The sequence below is a fragment of the Candidatus Pedobacter colombiensis genome (assembly GCA_029202485.1).
GTDB classification, from domain to species: domain Bacteria; phylum Bacteroidota; class Bacteroidia; order Sphingobacteriales; family Sphingobacteriaceae; genus Pedobacter; species Pedobacter colombiensis.
In genome coordinates, this window is the sequence record CP119313.1 from 4,521,593 (window position 1) to 4,539,199 (window position 17,607).

Below are 17,607 nucleotides of genomic sequence, written 5' to 3' on the forward strand. Positions count from 1 at the left end.
CAAACAGCCGAAAATGAGCAATACAGTGGAAACCCTGTATAAACTTTCAAGCAATTTATACAGGGTTTCAATAGAGAATTCGTTTCTATTTTTTGGTGACCTTGAATTCTGTTCTACGATTTAGCGCTCTTCCCTCCGGATTATCCTTTCCATTAGGAAACTCATTTGGTGCAATAGGTCTGGTTTTTCCATAGCCGCGGCTGGTCATCCTGCTTTGTGCAATCCCTTTTCCTGCTAAATACTCAACACAAGATTTTGCTCTTCTGTCCGACAAATCCAGATTATATGCCTCTGAGCCTTTGCTATCAGTATGCGAACTGAGTTCAATTTCAATAGTTGGATTATCCACCATGATGGTATACAAATAATCTAATTTCTCTTTCGAGTCCTCTGTCAATGTTGCCTTATTAAATTCATACAAAACATTTTTTAACACAATTGGCTTATCAATTTCATAAGGTGTTAAACACAATTCCGGACTAAATAAAGTATCTCTTTGCGCCATCTGATCATACTTAAAGCTTAGGGTTTTACTAAAGTATTTATCCTTCTCCGCAGTCAGTTTAAAATAACGGTTACTGTTTACTCTAAAAGTGTATTTGCCCAAGGCATCTGTAGTGATTTTAAATTGCTGCACCGAATCAGCTAAAAGAACCATAGCATCCTTTAATGGCTTTAAAGTGTTACAATCTAACAATGATCCCTGAATAACCAGGTGCTCTTTTTTGACATGAAAAATTTCAAGGCAGCAAAGCGATTCACGATCAGAACTAATGTAACCCTCCGAATCATCATTGTTGAGCGGTGCAAAATAAAGATCATCTTTTGAAGAGTTAAATGGATACCCCAAATTACGGGGCTCAGACCACTGACTAAAATCACCTTCACTTTCAAAAAAGTCGAACCCGCCCATACCTACTCTTCCATTGCTACTAAACAACAATCTTTTAGTTGCGGGATTATAATACGGGGCCTCATCATCTTCTGAAGTATTGATGGTACTCCCCAAATTTACCGCCGTACCTAATGAACCATCAATGCGAATTGCCGAATACCATAAATCAAATTTGCCGGAACCGCCAGGCCTATCGGATGAAAATATCAGGTATTTCCCATCTTTTGTAACAAAAGGCTGCATGGCGTTAAAGCCCTTAACATTGATTTGACTGCCCAGCTCAACGGGATCTGACCATTCCTTTGCAGCACCCGGAGTAGCATTTAGCTGATAGATTTTCTTGGTGCCTTGTGTAGTCCAACTCGTAACATAAGCAATTTTCCCGTTGGGATGAAAAGCTGGTGCTCCCGATTCCTTGTCTTTCCCTTCAATAATTGTTTTTCTAACCGTTACATTCTGAGAAAGAGGATTGCCAGAAGTGATGTACACTGCATTTAAAAATGGGGTTTCTTTTTTAACAACCTTTACATCTTTACCTGTTAATATTTCCTTCTTACCTGCAGGCCCTACTGGTCTTGATGAGGTAAAATAGAGATTACCAGCCTTCACAGTCGGGGTATAGTTTGATCCCTTGTCATTCACCTCATTTTTCAATTTGTCCAATCTATATAACCTGGGATAGCGCAACTCATAAAGCGCGAACTGGCAGGAGGCAATTTCTTGTTTAGCTTTAGTGGCATAAGCATCTTTAAGCTTGTATTTAGCAAGAAATTCATTAAATGCATCAATAGCTTCAAGAAATTTCTGATTAGAGCGCAACGTTTCGGCGTACCAAAAGCCACTTAAAATATATTTAGGGTTAATAAAGTCGTTCGCCACTCCGTACCAGTGCTCCGCATCAGTATAGTTTTTGTATAATCTTAATGCTTCAGCAAGCTGGAAGGTACAATACTCAAAATCTTCCTTTTTGGGGCTTTCTTCTTTAATCTTATTTTCGAAACCATAAGGGATTATGAAGCCTTCACTATCAGACGAGATAGTCAGTGCTTTTTTATAATATACAGCCGCAGCATAATATTCTTTATTTTGAAAATATACATCAGCCACCCTTTTATTATTGGCTATAAATTGTGCTTGGACTGTGGAGGTAAATAAACAGAGGATCAGGAGTATCTTAGTTTTCATCGGGGTTTCATTAATGGGTAATGAATTCATATTAGTTCAGCTATAATCGTGGGCAAAAGAAGTTAGGGCCCAGTATTCCTTTTCTACCGGTAAATGAAACAGACAGCTCCAGTCCGCCTTTGCTCCCTGTAATCCGATTTAAGCTAGATGTATTAAAATCATAGCTTAATCCGAACACCATATTTCTGATGTGTAATCCAAAGAAAGCAATGGCTGAATCATCCACCCTGTAATTAGACCCAAAAAGTAGGTCAGACTCAGGATTAAGCATAAATTGCCCATATGCACCCATCGAAATTTCCCTTGCATTACCCTGTTTCATGTATAAGCCATTCGGAGTAAGATCAAAAGTTTCTGTGATTTTAATCCGGGCACCACCATGAGCTGCATAGCGAATAGGCATACGTATACTGTTTCCCAAAAATTTATCTACTGGTCTGGTTAGATGCGCAGCCATAATCCCGCCAAAAGCATTCACACCCTGATCAGGATTACCATCAAAGAACACGACTCCTGCGTTCACATCCGGAACAAGGGTATTGGTCGAAGAAAAAGACTCACTAAGGCCCAATCCCGGATCATACCCTGTTACAGGATTATACTGACTCCCCAATGTAATTTTTGAAGGGTCGAAACTCTTGTTTAAAATACCAGCCTGTAAACCAAAATTGATCATGCTTAGCCCTGCCCATCCGAAATGAATCCGGTAGGCACCGGAAACCAATGCACTTAATTGATTGTAATTGATGTCTCCAGCGTTTTGATTAAGCACCATTGCTCCAAAAGCCAGGTTGTTAACCGGGGCCATATCAAACGAAGCGCCCCCGGTTAAGAATGAGTTGGAGATCGGTCCCCATTGTTGTTTAGCATTTAATAAAACTCTATACTCCCCATCGGTAACCCCAGTTAAAGCCGGGTTTAACCATAGAGGGTGAGCATAATATTGTGAAAAGTGAGGGTCAATCTGTGCTGTTGCATTTAACATACCCAAACTTAAAAATGCTCCAGTTGCTAGTATTCTAATTAGTTTCTTCATGACAATTCTATTTTTCATTATTCCCGGATACATTTTTATCTCAATAGGGTTATCGTTCCTTTTTTCGTTGCTTTGGTTCCGTCATTAAACTCAACTTCCAGGTAATACACATATACTCCATTTGGTTGCATTTCTCCCTTATAAGTACCATCCCAACCATTCTGAATGGTTAATGATTCGTACAGGAACTGCCCCCATTGGTTGTAAACTCGAAGTCTTAATTTGGCAATGGTATTTCCATATACATAGAATACATCATTTTTACCATCACCATTTGGCGTAAATGTATTCGGAACAAATATGTTGTTGCCCAAAGGATTCTCAGCCTTACCAGTAAAGGTGGTTGCATCACTCAACTGACAATCCAGCTGACCTTTAGCCCTTACCCGTATTGTTACTTGCTGATCTGGATTTAAACCTGCCACCAGGTGTGTTGTTCCTGCCGGACCCGAACTTGGCGATACCCATGTTAAACCGGCATCTGTAGAAACTTCATAAGCCGTAGCGCCGGGTACTGGAGCCCACGCAAAGGTGATGCTAGTTGCAGTAGTAAATTGTATAGAAACCACCGGTGCAGCAAGTCTGGTTAACACTGTAACAGTTACTGCAGTACGTGTACTGCTTGAGCAACCGGAAACCAAATTGACACTACCCACATAGTAAACCGTTGTTGCATTTAATGCCGGCACCGTAAAGCTATTTCCTTCGGCAAGTACTGTTCCACCTGTTTGAGCACTAAACCATACATACTTAAATGCAGGATCAGGATTATTAACCGTTAGCACAATTGTACTACCCGGACATACCGGATTACCCGCACCTGAAACCGTTGCCGGTGGATTTGGAAGTGCTCCTGCATTTACAACTACTGGTGTGCGAGAAGTACTGGTACAGTTTCCTGATTTGGCCTCTACATAATAAGTTGTAGTTGTCGTAGTAGCCGGCGGGGAAGTAAATGTCGCTCCAGAGCCTAACACATCTGTACTGGTAGCAGTAGCGTACCAATTGTACGTAACTCCAGCCACCACATTGGATACAGCTAATGTAGCACCGCTTCCAATACAGGTATTTACAGTGCCTAAGACTACTGAAGGTGGTTGTGGTCTATTGGTTACAGTTACAGTTATTTTAACTCTACCAGAAACACTGCCACAATTTGACGCATTGGTAGCCTGCAGATAATAATCTACATTAGCATTAAGTGGACCAGTGGTATACGAAATACCAGTATTTAATAAAGTACCACCCACTGCTGCTGTATACCATTCGTAAGTAATTCCTGCTTGTGGATTTTGAACAGTTAATATCGTAGCATCTCCAGAACAAACTGTTGGATTTGCTGGGCCAATGATCGGTACATTTGGCACCGGATTAACGGTAACCGTCACCATTTTGGCTGACCCTGGTAAGTTTTCACAAACACCATCACCACTTACAGTTACATAATACCTTGTAGTAGTGATTAGGATAGGCGTAGTTACATTTGTTCCTCTAAAGGCTACATCGGTCAATCCAGCATCACGATACCAGGTAAATACTGCGTTATTTACAGTACCACTGCTTACAGTAAGTGCGGCTGTTTGTCCCGAGCAAATGGTTTGATCAGCTGAAATAATATCTTTCACCTCACCATTTCTGGTTACAGTAACTGTAACCACTTTTGCAGTATTCATATCATTAGCACACACACCAGTTCCGCTAACCGTTACATAATACTTAGTAGTTAGTGTAAGTGCAGGCGTAGTAAAATTAGGGCCTTCAAATGCAAGGTCAGTTAGCGAAGCATCGCGATACCATTTAAATACAGGTAAAGGTACAGCGCTGCTAGCGCTAAGTATTGCTGCAGTTCCCGAACAGATAGTTTTATCTGCAAGGGTAATATCAGATGCTACACCATTTCTATTTACCGTTACGGTTACTACTTTCGCATTTGCAGCATCATTCGCACATACATCATTCGCGCTTACAGTAACATAGTATTTGGTGGTAACTGTTAGTGCTGGTGTAGTAAATGAACTACTTCTTACTGCAAGATCGGCAAGTGCCGCGTCACGATACCAACTAAACACCGCATTGTTTAATGTGCTCGAAGCAGTTAAAACTACAGCGGTACCCGAGCAAGTGGATTTGTCGGCTGCAACAATATCAGCTGCTGTTCCATTGCGGTTTACTGTAACCGTAACAACTTTAGCCGATGCTGCGTTGTTGGCACAAGTACCATCACCGCTAACAGTTACATAATATTTAGTAGTTGCGGTAAGCGCATCTGTAGTAAATGAGGCTCCTGCAAAAGGTACATCCGTTAATAATGGATCTTTGTACCATCTAAATACTGGAGTGGTCACCGTTGTACTTGTTGCATTTAATGTAGCTATTGAGCCTGCACATATGGTCTTGTCTGTAATAACAATATCCGAAGCAACTGAATTACGATTCACTGTTACAGTAACAATCTTAGCTGACGATGCATCATTAGCGCAGGTATTTGGTCCATTTACAACTACATAATACTTAGTAGTTGCAGTTAATGCATCAGTAGTAAAGTTAGCCCCTACAAACGGGATATCTTTTAAAGCCGGATCTTTATACCAGCTAAATGTAGCTCCTGAAATAGATGGCGCAGTAGCATTTAATGTTGCTTTGGTACCTGAACAAATTGTTACATCGTTTACAATAATATCTGTTGGCAATGCATTTGATTGAACAATGAGTGTAATTTTTGTTCTGGTCGAATTGGTACAGCTATTTGCATTGACCGCTTCAACATAGTAGTCATAAGTGCCTACTGCCAGGTTTGCAGCCGTAGTATAGTTAGTGTTATTAGTTACCAGCTGATTTCCACCAACTGCAGCATCGAACCAGTTAAATACCACACCGCTTACAGGTTTTACGCTTAAAGTAACCGGGGTATTGATACATGTTGTTACCGGGCTAACCATATTGGCAACAGGAGGCAATGGCAATGGTAATATGGTTACCGCTACTTTTACCCTTCTGCTTTCGCATCCGTTTCTTGCAGCAGTAACAAAGAAATCATAAGTACCCGCAGCCAAAGTAGCAGGCGTTGCATAGGTAGTGCCCTCTGCCATAAACGTAGCTCCCTGGTACCATCTGTAAGTGACATTTGCCTGAGGGTTTGTAACCGACAATACTGCCGATGATCCCTGACATGCACCTGCGGTTTGTGCAAAAACAGTTGGAGCGGCTAATACACGCTGTGCATAATTCACATCTATAGAAGTAAAGGCTCCTAAAAGTCCGGAGTTTAATTTTACTTCGACAGCATCAAATTGTTTTGTTGGCACAAAAGTTAATAAAGCCTGTGTACCATTACTCAAGAGTTCAAGATTGATGAATGAGCTGGAAATCATCATTGCATCACCATTGCTTACATTATTATTGTAAGTTGTCAGTTCAAGTGAAGGTAATGCCGCTAGTGAAAGTACTTTACCAGGTGAGGTAATCAGTACCCGGACTGTATCACCTACATTAGATAAACCGTTAAAACCTAATCGTTGGTAAACATAAGCGTTTAATAAACCAACTGGGATTACCAGTGATGATGCTGTTGCAGCATCCTGATCAATCGCCAATCCGGGATTATATACATCGGCAAGCAGATTTACGCCAACAACTCCACTTTCTTGTTTACTTGCACCTTCGCAAGGAACAGGTAAAACCGGGCCATCAAAAGCTGTTACGGTAACCGACGCTCTTGTTAACGTACTACAACCCGAAGGAGCGGTACCCTCTACAAAATAAGTAACTGTACCTGGCTGAGTCTGTGCCGGAGCGATAAAAGTTGAACCTGTATACAACAATGTACCCCCTACTGCAGCATCGTACCAGTTAAATGTAACACCTGCGGTGCTGGATGTTGCTGTTAAAACAGCTTTCACCCCAACTTTTACTGTAATAGAAGGCGGGGTAATTACCGGTATATCTAATGAACCGACATTAATAGTCGCTATGGTAGGGTCAGAAGCTACATCACAACTGTTTACAGCAGTTACTGAATAAGTTGTTGATATCTGAATGTTAGTTATTGTAAATGATATTCCATCTTTACCGGCAATATAATTGTTACCGCTATCATACCATTTATAGGTGACTCCTACAACCGGGTTTTTTACCGTTAAAATCACATTATTACCAGCACAAGTATTGATAACTGGAGCTTCCAGCGCAGGGGCTGCCGGTTTAGGTGTTACCGTTACATTAATTAAAGTTTTGTAACTTAAACATCCCGAAGCATTGTTAGCCGAAACATAATATTTTGTATTTGCAGTAAGATTAGGTGTTATATAAGAACTGCCTTCAAACTTAAATGTTCCGGTTTCATCATACCATTTATAGGTTATCCCTGCCAGAGGATTAAGCACTGATAAGGTCAATGGTTTTGTTGCACAGCCGGCAACATTAGCCGAAGCCACATCCGGTGCTTTAATGATACGCTGCGCGTAGTCTAAATCGACTGATGTAAGCAAGGTTGCTACTCCGCCATTCAAACGTACCTCTACCTGATCAAACGGACTAGTCGGAACAAAAGTAAGTAGCACAGTTGTATTTCCGCTTAATAACTGCAGATCTATAAGATTATTGGTCAATAACATTGGATCGTTATTGCTGACATTGTTCTTGTAAGTAGTAATGGTAATTCCTCCTAAAAGCCCCAATGAAAGTAATTTACCTGGTGTAGACAATTGAACACGCACGGTATCCCCTACATGAGAAAGCCCATTGAACCCAACACGCTGATATACTGAGCCACCTAGTAGACCTACTGGAAGCACCAATGATGATCCGGTTTTAGTATCATTATCGATTGCTAGCTCTGGATTAAACACCCCAGCTAATAATCCAAGACCATCAACTCCATTCGTTTCAGTTATAGCACCCTCGCATGGTACCGGATTTGGCACCCCGCCATTGTCTACATTAATGGTCACCTGCACCCGGCTAGAAGCTGCACAACCAGTTATGGTAGATACAGCTTCAAGGTAATAGGTAGTTGTAACCGTTAATGGAGCGGTTACGTATGTAGGGCCGGTGTGTAAAGATGTACTAGCATTGGCTGAACCATACCAGTTAAATATAATATTGGCTTCTGTTGATGAAGCATTGAGTATTGCTGTTTGTCCCGGACTAACAGTTGTTGCCGAAGCCTGAACTTGTGGCAAGTTTGGAAGCGGGTTTACAATAACTGTAGCGGCAGTACGACTCGCACTTGAACAGCTTCCATTAGCAGCTTCAACATAATAGGTGGTTGTAACATTTAATGCTCCCGCATTAAATACCGGTCCTTCAAATACAGACGCTCCCCCTGCTGCTACGGTGTACCACCTATAGGTTGTTCCTGCGCCAGGATTGCTTACTGACAATACAGCTACCGATCCGGCACATACAGGATTAACAGTTGCCAATGCCGGAGCATTAGGTGCGGTAGTCACAATAACAGTAACCGGCACCCTATTTGCATTCGCACAACCATTTTTGCTAACTTCAATGTAAAAAGTAGTATTTGCGGTTAAGGCTACAGGTGTTGTAAAGGTTGCCCCGGTGGCAAGTGCAGTACCTCCGGTTGCCGAAGCATACCATTTTAATGTGGTGCCACCATTTGCTATCGCATTTAATGTCGTAGTACTACCCGAACAAATGGTTTTGCCTGTAGCCGAAACTGTTGGATTAGGATAAATAATCTCTGCCCCATAAATGTTTAAATTACTTAATGCAGAAACCAATGCGCCAAAGCGTATTTCAACCCGATCATATACCCCACCTGCTGCAAAGGTTGCTTTAAATCGGGTTCCTGTCAACAGTTGAAGGTTAATCAATGATTCATTTAAAGCATGTGGTGTCCCCACTACAGTATTACCATTCATTAAAGTAATGGTAATATTTCCCAATAGGCTCAGATCAGCCAGACCTACTGGTGTAGCAAGATCCAGACGTATACTATCGGTAGCTGAACCCGGAGCAGCAAATATCAATCGTTGATAACCTGTAGAACCAACGCCTACAACCAGATTAATCCTGGTAAAATTATCTGGATCTGCATCTGTAGAATTGCCTGGATCAACAACTGCACATAATGCACAAATTCCATCAATTCCGGATTGCTGACTAATGGCAGCATTACATTTAGTGTTTACCGGCAGATTGGTTACTGTAACCTTAACTGCTACCCTACCGACACTAACACAGCCTAATGTATTTTCTGTTTCCACATAATAGGTTGTTGTAGTCGTTAAGGCAGGCGTGGTATAGCTGGTCCCTGTAAAAAATGCTGTGCCTCCTGTTGGTGCAGTATACCATTTTGCAACACTTCCGCCAGTTGTGTTAACTAACAGTGTTGCAGTTTGGCCAGTACTGATCGTTTCATTCGAAGTGATTACATTAGCTGGATCAGGAGCAGCATTAATGGTTACATTTACAGCTGTCCTGCTGCTCACAGCGGTACCTGAAACGGCCTCTACATAATAAGTTGTATTCGCACTTAAAGACCCTGTAGTGTAAGTTGTTCCTGTAAATATTGGCGTATTCCCGGTTGAGCCATACCAGTTATAATTCACTCCGGATTGCGAATTAGATACCGACAAAGTTGCCGTTGAGCCACTACAAGTAGTAGCTGCAGCAACAACAGGAGCATTTACATCTACCACAATCGTATAATCTGTAGAAGTGCTCAGGTCATTTTTATCTTTTGCCATAACTGTTACGGTAAAAGTACCTCCTGATAATGGTGTACCTTTTATTTCGCGGGTAGCAGGGTTAAATGTTAATCCCGGAGGCAAGCCAATTGCGGTATAAGTATATGGTGAGGTGCCACCACTAACGCCAGGTAAAACCTGAGTTGGATAAGCTGTACCCACCACCCCATGTGGTAATGTAGCCGATGGAAGTGTAAGCTCTCCATTTACTTTTATCGTATAAATCTGGTTGGCAGCAGTTCCATCCGCATCCGTTACCTTCACACTTACATTATATGAACCCGATTGTGTTGGCGTTCCTGAGATCTGAAGTGTTGCCGGATTAAAAGTTAATCCCGGAGGAAGGTTATTACCTTGATAGGTATATGGACCAGTTCCACCTGTAGCACCCGTAAGCGTTTGTGTCGCATAAACAGTTCCCACTGTTCCATCCGGCAATGATTTTGCAGGCAACAACAATGGATCTTTCACCAATATGCTATAATTAGCAGTCATTGTTTTCCCTTCGGTGTCGGTAACGGTAACCGGAATTGGATATGTTCCGGATTGGGTAGGTGTACCCTTTATTTCGCGCGTAACCGGATCAAAAGTTAATCCCGGAGGCAATACTCCATTTGGTACGCTATAGGTATAAGAACCACTTCCTCCGGTAGCCGGCGGGATTGTTTGAGTTGGGTAGACTACATTCACCGTACCGTTTGAAAGTGGTACAGTAGCCAATACCAGCGGATCTCTTACCACGATGGTATATTTTTGAGTAATGGTGTTTCCGTTTGCATCGGTAACCGTTACAGGAATATCATAAGTTCCTTTTTGTGTAGGCGTACCTTTTATTTCTCTGGTTAGCGGGTCAAAAGTTAATCCCGGAGGCAGAGCGCCGGGAGGTACTGCATAAATATAAGGGCCGGTTCCACCAGTAGCTTGTGGAACTGTCTCCGGTGGATAAACCGTTCCAACTGTTCCGTTAGGCAATACTTTTGTTGGAATAGACAAGGCCGCAGTTATCGTTAAGCTAAAATTAGCGGTTACCGAACAACCTTTACTATCTGTAGCTGCAACAATGAATGGAAAAACACCCGAAGCTGCTGGTGTACCAGCGATCCCTCCAGTGGTAGACAATGTTAAACCAGTTGGCAGTGGGGTACTCCCCGGCGCTAAAGCATATGTAAATGCTGGTGTTCCTCCTGTAGCACCATTAATTTGTTTAAAGTAAGGCGCTGTAAGCGATGCATTGCTTAATATGGTGGTCGAAAAATTTATCTGAGGATTTACAGTAACTATAACTGGTACCCTTACAGATTCTTCTGTACAACCGGTAGTTCTTGCAGCAACATAATAAGTTGTAGTAGCCGTTAAGGCAGGTGTAGTATAAACACCATTATAAGTCCTGGTGGCCAACAAATTACCATCTACTGGTGCATCGTACCAAAGTAAATCATTTGTAGCTAATGTTGTCGCAGTTAAATTGGCTCCTGTTCCATAGCAGGTTGTGACGGTATTCGATGCCGGAGCTACAAATGTAGGACGAGCCGCCGAACGCGTAACACCATATAAATTAAAAGTTTGTGTTAAACCAACTGCCACGAGCGACGAGAAAGTCACTTTCACTCTATCAAAAGGAACTCCCGGCGCAAAAGGAACAGCAACGGGGACTCCCGTCTTTAGCAGACCTAACAGATCCAGATTTAACAATGTATTTAAGTTTGCCTGATAAACTGCTGTTGATCCGTTATAAGCCGTCAGCTTAATATTATTTGCAAGTCCCAGGTCCAGCAAAGCCTGAGCGGCCTGAATTTTCACATTGAACTCATCTGTAGACTTAGAAAGTGTTTCAAAATAAATCACCTGACTCACATCAGATCCTACACCTACAACACCCAGACTTAATTGTGAATAATTAGTTCTATCGGCATCAATAGCCCTTTCCATATTCTTTACCCCAGCCTGACCTAGCTTCAATAAATCTAATGATATACCGTTTCCTTCGAAAGATGTGGCAAAACCCTGTGCGCAAGGATCAGTACCCTCCCCATGAAAAGCATAGTAAACATCAGTATAACTACTTGCACCAAGACCTACAACCGCATTGGTAAAATCTTTGACATAAACACGATCATAATCCTTTTGTGGCGTAATGGCGATATAAAAATAACCCTTTGCATCTTTAATAATTTTGATGTTGTCAGTAGCGAAAGGCGTGGAACTATTTGCAGAGATCACATTGTTACCACTACCCTGCCCCATTCTGGCCCCGGTTTCAAAATATCTGTTGCCAAGTACAACGGTTCCAACCACATTGGCTAATAAATTACCCAAACTACCACCCAACAGCGTATTTAAAAGATCCGGGTCATTTACATTTATCCTGATGTACGAGGTTTTACCTGCAAGGACTTTGGTTGGAAATATCAATTCCAACTCGCCCTGGAAAGCCCCGAGACCCAACGCGAGTCCTGCGTTGGAGTTCACCCTTGCGAAAGTAGATTCGTTGTTGCTTTTAGCATTATCCGGATTCGTTACATTAGCGGTACTGTTTACACTATTAGCATAAACCCTGGTCTGACCATCCAATTTTGAAGCTGCGAGCGTTAGACTGATAAAACTAACAAGGAAAAGATACTTTTTAAATGAGTTAAATAAGGTAGAGGTCCTTTTCATAGGAGAGAGATTGAGATGATTATATTTATATAGCACAAGTCTATACATACCTATCATTTTTACCCCTATTCGACTTGTTCATTAAAATCAGACTGAGTGTCTGTCTGTGTTCATTTTGTTCATTATTTGAATGAATAAAAGCTATTCTTACTCAAAAACAATCATTAAACAACTGTAAGATAGGATTTTGTGCGTCCGCTATTTTTTTTATTTATTTATTCTTAAAACAATTCCTGTTCATTTATTCTTATTATTACTTTACATTCGTTTAGTTGAATTTTTTAACGCTCACTTATCAAGTGTATGGATGAAGCATCTATCTTAAACGAACTCAAAGGTTTAATCCTAATTAAAACAGGAATTAGGACGATTACTCCTGCTGATTGTAAAAGGATATCGATTGAAATCAGCAAAGCATTAAATAAGAACGTCAGTGAAACGACCATTAAGCGATTGTTTGGGTTTGCGGTGGTCAAACACAAGTTTTCTAAATTCACTATAACTACATTATCTGAATATGTCAGCGGAGAGAGTTTAGAAAACTGGCCGATCTCAGTTAGTATCCATCCCAACAATGCTCCGGCAAGTTGGGGAGACTTAAAATACAGGGTATCCAAAGTCACGGATTTTACCTTGAAAGGAGTTAAAAATCGCGCAGGCATGCCTTTTCAGTTAACCATTAGCAGGAAATTTGCTGAACATGATTTTGAGGAATTCCTTAAAAGTAATTATAGCTTTACTGCTTTCGTCTCCCAACCGGGCTATGGAAAAACAATTTTACTAAGTCATCTGGCAGAAAAATTCTTTAATAATCCAAATTACGCTCACCCTGATTCTGCCGTATTATTTTTGCAGGCATATAACTTTTTTAATGCTGAAAATCCTAACCTGAATTTTGAAGATCAGCTCAAAAATTTACTCAATATTCCAAAAAAAGAAAGTCTGATTAGTTTCATTCAGCAGAACTACCAGCAGTCCAAAGGTAAATTTGTCATTTTTTTAGATGGTTTTTCAGAGCTTAACCTTAAGAAAGATTTAAAGAAACAGCTGTTTGACAGCATTATCAATTTTATCTGTTCTATAGAAAACATTGATTGCATTAAATTAGTCATGAGCATGCGCTCTACCATATGGATTCGTTTTTATGAATTGATGCGGCATTCGGCTTATTTAAAAACAAAATGGTTTGCAGGCAATTATTTCAACGTAAGTGAAATTTCTAACGTTCCGCCATTAACGGAAAAAGAAGTTGATTTGATCGTATCTAAAATTGATGGACAAGAGATTACGAATATCAATCCAAAACTTAAACTGCAACTAAAACTACCATTCCATATTCAGCTGTATTATCAATTAAAAGAAGAAGATCCCTGCTTCAATTATTCTACGAACATTACATTCCATGAACTGATTTCCAGGTTTATTCAGGAAAATATATACCGCTCAAATTATTACACAGAGAAAATCCTTTTTCTGAAAAAAGTAATTCAGCTCACCAATTTTGGCAAAAATGGAGCAAGTGTTCCTAAAGACAGTTTGATTGCAGAATTATCAGCCTTCAAAAATGCTTATATGGAACTCCTTTCTGATGGTATATTAATGGAAGAAAAACAATACGAAGATTACCATCCCAGAGAATATGTTCGTTTTATTCATCCACATATATTTGAATATTTCTTATTCATTGAGATCCTGGAAAAGTTCCATTTACGGGTAGAACAGGATTTCTTTCAATATATCCAAAGCGAGCATGAAAATGACCCGATCCGTTTCCAACTATTACAATGGGCCATTCGTTTTATCATTAGAATAGGTGATTTAAAATCGCTAAACTATTTATTCGACTTACCATTAAACTCCTTCGAACATAACTATTTAATACTTTTTATAGCAGAAAACTTAAAATACAGGTCAAAATATAGCGCAGACACAAACTACCTGATCAGAGAACACAAACTGCACGACAGAATTATAGAAGAACTAATTAACTTCGATTTTGTAGATCCCAGCTTCAGGGAGGCAGTAGAAGTGTTGGTTGAGATTTCGGATTCGGATGAACACACTTTAATATATCAGTCAATCCTTGCTGTACTGGACATGCTCAGTCTGGATGAGAACAATATAAATGCAAGAATGAACAAATTACTGAATCTTGATCGCACAGGTTGGAACCTGGATCCATATGAAGTTATGCAGCTTGTTTATTCAAAAATCACCAACAAACCAGTCAGCAATAACCAGCTTCTAACCAAGATAGAAAACATATTGCATCCATTTTTGAGGGAAAGTACCGTACTTAACACCCGACAGGGAATCATTTATTTGCTGACAATTGTAACCAACTTATTTTATGGATCAGATGAAAGCACGATTCAAATCATAAATGCCATTATCGAATTACATCCTAAAGACTTTACCCGAAGATCTGCTTTTACAATTTTTATGATGAATACACTTGCCTTATCAAAATCACGGATAAACCCTAGCAAGAAAACTGATCAGCTAGTCAGGATTCTGACAAGAGTTCATGAAAATAAGCACCGGTTTAAAGTAACACAACACTCGGCTGTGCTGTTAAAGACGACCCTGACGCATCAGTTGAAAAACAGGGGGGAATATCTGCTAGCCCGTGACTATTGTGAGGATTGTATACAGTTATTTAAAAAACATCGTTTAAATTATCACTGCATAGAAATGTACAACCTGATGATCGCTATCTTTTCTGATTTAAATAGTATGGCCAGAATCAACGAATATAAATATGAGCGGCTCTGTTTTATGGAGGAAAACAAGATTTCGAGCAGGATACTCGCCCTGCCAAAAGAATTTACGGACTTCGATCACCGTTAAACAACAAAGCCATTGACCTGAAGATCAATGGCTTTGTTGTTATATTGTCTTAATAATTATTTCTTGTATTCAGCAGCAAGTTTCAACGCATCATAAGCATTTACGATACCACCTGTAACACATAGGTCTGAAAAAGGAACAGTTTTCGTGTCTGTTTCTGTTTTAATCACCACTGACTGATTAACCTTAACTACTGACTTCATAATAATATCCTTTACCTGTACAGCAGTTAATTTAGGATAGTAAGAGCGAATTAGTGCCGCTAAGCCAGCGACTACCGGCGATGCCATACTTGTACCACTTAATTTTTCATATTTCGATCCCGGTACAGTGGAGTTAATGTCTACACCTGGGGCAAAAACATCAACTTTGGTTTTACCATAGTTAGAAAAATTAGCTTTTATATTTCCATCATTTGTCCAGCTAGAGGCACCTACAGTAATCCATGAAGCCGCTTTACCACCACCAATATAATCTGGGTTCGGGAAATTATCCTCAACTTCAAGATCTTTATTGTCATTACCAGCAGCATGAACAAGCAATACATCCTTAGCAACGGCATACTTAACAGCCTCATCAACTATTGCCTTATCCCATGAATATCCTTTTCCAAAGCTCATGTTGATTACTTTAGCACCATTATCGGCCGCATAACGAATTGCATTAGCTACGTCTTTATCTCGCTCATCACCATTTGGCGTACACCTAACCCCCATGATCAGTACATTATCGGCCACGCCTTTGACACCTAAATCATTGGTACGGACAGCACCTATAATACCAGCGACATGTGTTCCATGCCTTGCATCTGGTCCGGCTACGTCATTGTTACCATAAAAACGCTCTTTACTGTTATTTGGATCATCACCTACAATACCACGTGGATCAAAATCAACATTCAAGTTATACTCTACCTGATCTTTATAATGGTCATAACCTGCTACAATTTGGTTCTTATAAAAATCATCGAAGCTATTGTTTTTTAACTGCTTAACCATGATGCGCTGAATATTGGCTTCCATATCACCTTCAGGTTTAAAAGCCTCAAAATCTTCAAGAGTAGGGTTTTCTTTACCAATTTTCTTCACTACGCCATCAACTGCATTTTTGAACCCTGAAAAACGTTCATATCCAATTTTTGCTTCAGCCAATTCCTTATCCAATTCTGCTTTATTTTTTTGATAAGCCTCAAAAGCAGGTAGCTCGCTTGCTTGTACTGAAGTTGCATCAGCATTAGCGAATTTAGCATTGTCTCTTCTCACCAAACGCGTCAGCTCTAAGGTCTCGTAGTTCACATTGCCTTTTGATGAGCCTATAAAGTTCCAGCCATGAATATCGTCGATGTAACCATTTTTGTCATCATCTTTTCCATTTCCTGGTTTTTCTTTTTTATTTACCCAAATTACCGGTTTTAAATCCTCATGTTCAATATCTACACCACCATCAAGAACTGCAACGATAACCGGCACTGATTTTTTACCTTTTAATAATTCATTATAAGCTTTTTCTGTGCTTATGCCGAAAGTAGTATCTGCTTTTAAATCCAGGTTCTGCCAATTAGGTTTCTGAGCAAATGACATAAAAGGCATCGCTGCCAATAAGGCCACCACCATTACTCTACTCCAGAAAAAATTCTTGTTAATCTTATTCATAGTTTTCAAAATTTTGACAAAGTTAATTAAATTTAGGACCCGCGCGATAAACCCTTATAAACCAATCTCACCTGAAACAAAAAACCAGGACAAGTCCTGGCTTTAAAATGTTATGGAAGTCCCACTTAACAAACGTATTTTAGCTCATTATCGTATCGTCAGTTTCTCTGGCTATTACATCAGCTATACTCGTTTGGGCAAGTACTTTTAAGGTCGCATCCCTTACATCAATAAATGTTTTTCTGATACCACAAGTTACCTCATCATGACATTCGTCACATTTTCGGTAAAATTTTAAACTGGCACAAGGAACCATTGCTATGGGTCCATCAGTAATACGAAGTATATCAGCCAGATAAATATCTTTTGGATCCTTATTCAAGCTATATCCACCTCCCGCACCCTTCTTACTATATAAATAGCCTGCATTACGCATATCCAGCAGAATTTGCTCCAGAAATTTCCGGGGTATCATCTCCTGCTCTGCCAGCCTGACTATTTGCATAGGAGGATTTTCTCTGTTCTTGCCAAGGGCAACCAGAGCCTTTATTGCATATTTCGTTTTCTTAGACAGCATAACAACAAAGCTAAGAAAAGATTTATGTATTTCATCACCCTGCT

The 17,607-nt window shown here is 40.2% G+C and carries 6 protein-coding genes; 1 reads left to right on the forward strand and 5 read right to left on the reverse strand.

Going from position 1 to position 17,607, the window contains the following annotated elements; all coding sequences use genetic code 11:
* Window positions 1-85 precede the first annotated feature (85 nt).
* The 3 genes from P0Y49_18870 to P0Y49_18880 are packed head-to-tail and all read right to left on the reverse strand — an operon-like array spanning window position 86 to window position 12,484.
* Window positions 86-2,080 (reverse strand): OmpA family protein, encoded by a 1,995-nt coding sequence (locus P0Y49_18870; GenBank protein WEK18842.1) that lies wholly within the window; start codon window positions 2,078-2,080, stop codon window positions 86-88.
* 40 nt (window positions 2,081-2,120) lie between these two features.
* A complete protein-coding gene (locus P0Y49_18875) occupies window positions 2,121-3,116 on the reverse strand; it encodes a PorP/SprF family type IX secretion system membrane protein (GenBank protein ID WEK18843.1) in 996 nt (331 codons plus the stop codon).
* 35 nt (window positions 3,117-3,151) lie between these two features.
* Window positions 3,152-12,484 carry a putative Ig domain-containing protein gene (locus tag P0Y49_18880; protein ID WEK18844.1) on the reverse strand — a complete coding sequence of 3,111 codons (9,333 nt, stop codon included), beginning with the start codon at window positions 12,482-12,484 and terminating at the stop codon, window positions 3,152-3,154.
* 303 nt (window positions 12,485-12,787) lie between these two features.
* Here P0Y49_18880 and P0Y49_18885 point away from each other — a divergent pair, with 303 nt between their 5' ends.
* On the forward strand, window positions 12,788-15,334 hold the full coding sequence (locus P0Y49_18885; protein WEK18845.1) for a hypothetical protein: 2,547 nt from the start codon (window positions 12,788-12,790) through the stop codon (window positions 15,332-15,334).
* 56 nt (window positions 15,335-15,390) lie between these two features.
* Here the strand turns inward: P0Y49_18885 and P0Y49_18890 are convergent, their stop codons facing one another.
* Together P0Y49_18890 and P0Y49_18895 are read right to left on the reverse strand one after the other, a co-directional pair.
* Complete coding sequence (locus tag P0Y49_18890) at window positions 15,391-16,986, reverse strand: S8 family peptidase (GenBank protein WEK18846.1); 1,596 nt, start codon at window positions 16,984-16,986, stop codon at window positions 15,391-15,393.
* A 139-nt stretch (window positions 16,987-17,125) separates the two neighbouring features.
* Window positions 17,126-17,563: an Rrf2 family transcriptional regulator gene (locus P0Y49_18895; protein WEK18847.1), complete on the reverse strand. Its 438-nt coding sequence runs from the start codon at window positions 17,561-17,563 to the stop codon at window positions 17,126-17,128.
* Between the last annotated feature and the right edge of the window lie 44 nt (window positions 17,564-17,607).

Excerpts from the sequence above, each read along its gene's own strand:
- P0Y49_18870 (WEK18842.1), bottom strand. The coding sequence starts at position 2,080 with ATGAAAACTAAGATACTCCTGATCCTCTGTTTATTTACCTCCACAGTC.
- P0Y49_18875 (WEK18843.1), bottom strand. The coding sequence starts at position 3,116 with ATGAAGAAACTAATTAGAATACTAGCAACTGGAGCATTTTTAAGTTTG.
- P0Y49_18880 (WEK18844.1), bottom strand. The coding sequence starts at position 12,484 with ATGAAAAGGACCTCTACCTTATTTAACTCATTTAAAAAGTATCTTTTC.
- P0Y49_18885 (WEK18845.1), top strand. The coding sequence starts at position 12,788 with ATGGATGAAGCATCTATCTTAAACGAACTCAAAGGTTTAATCCTAATT.
- P0Y49_18890 (WEK18846.1), bottom strand. The coding sequence starts at position 16,986 with ATGAATAAGATTAACAAGAATTTTTTCTGGAGTAGAGTAATGGTGGTG.
- P0Y49_18895 (WEK18847.1), bottom strand. The coding sequence starts at position 17,563 with ATGCTGTCTAAGAAAACGAAATATGCAATAAAGGCTCTGGTTGCCCTT.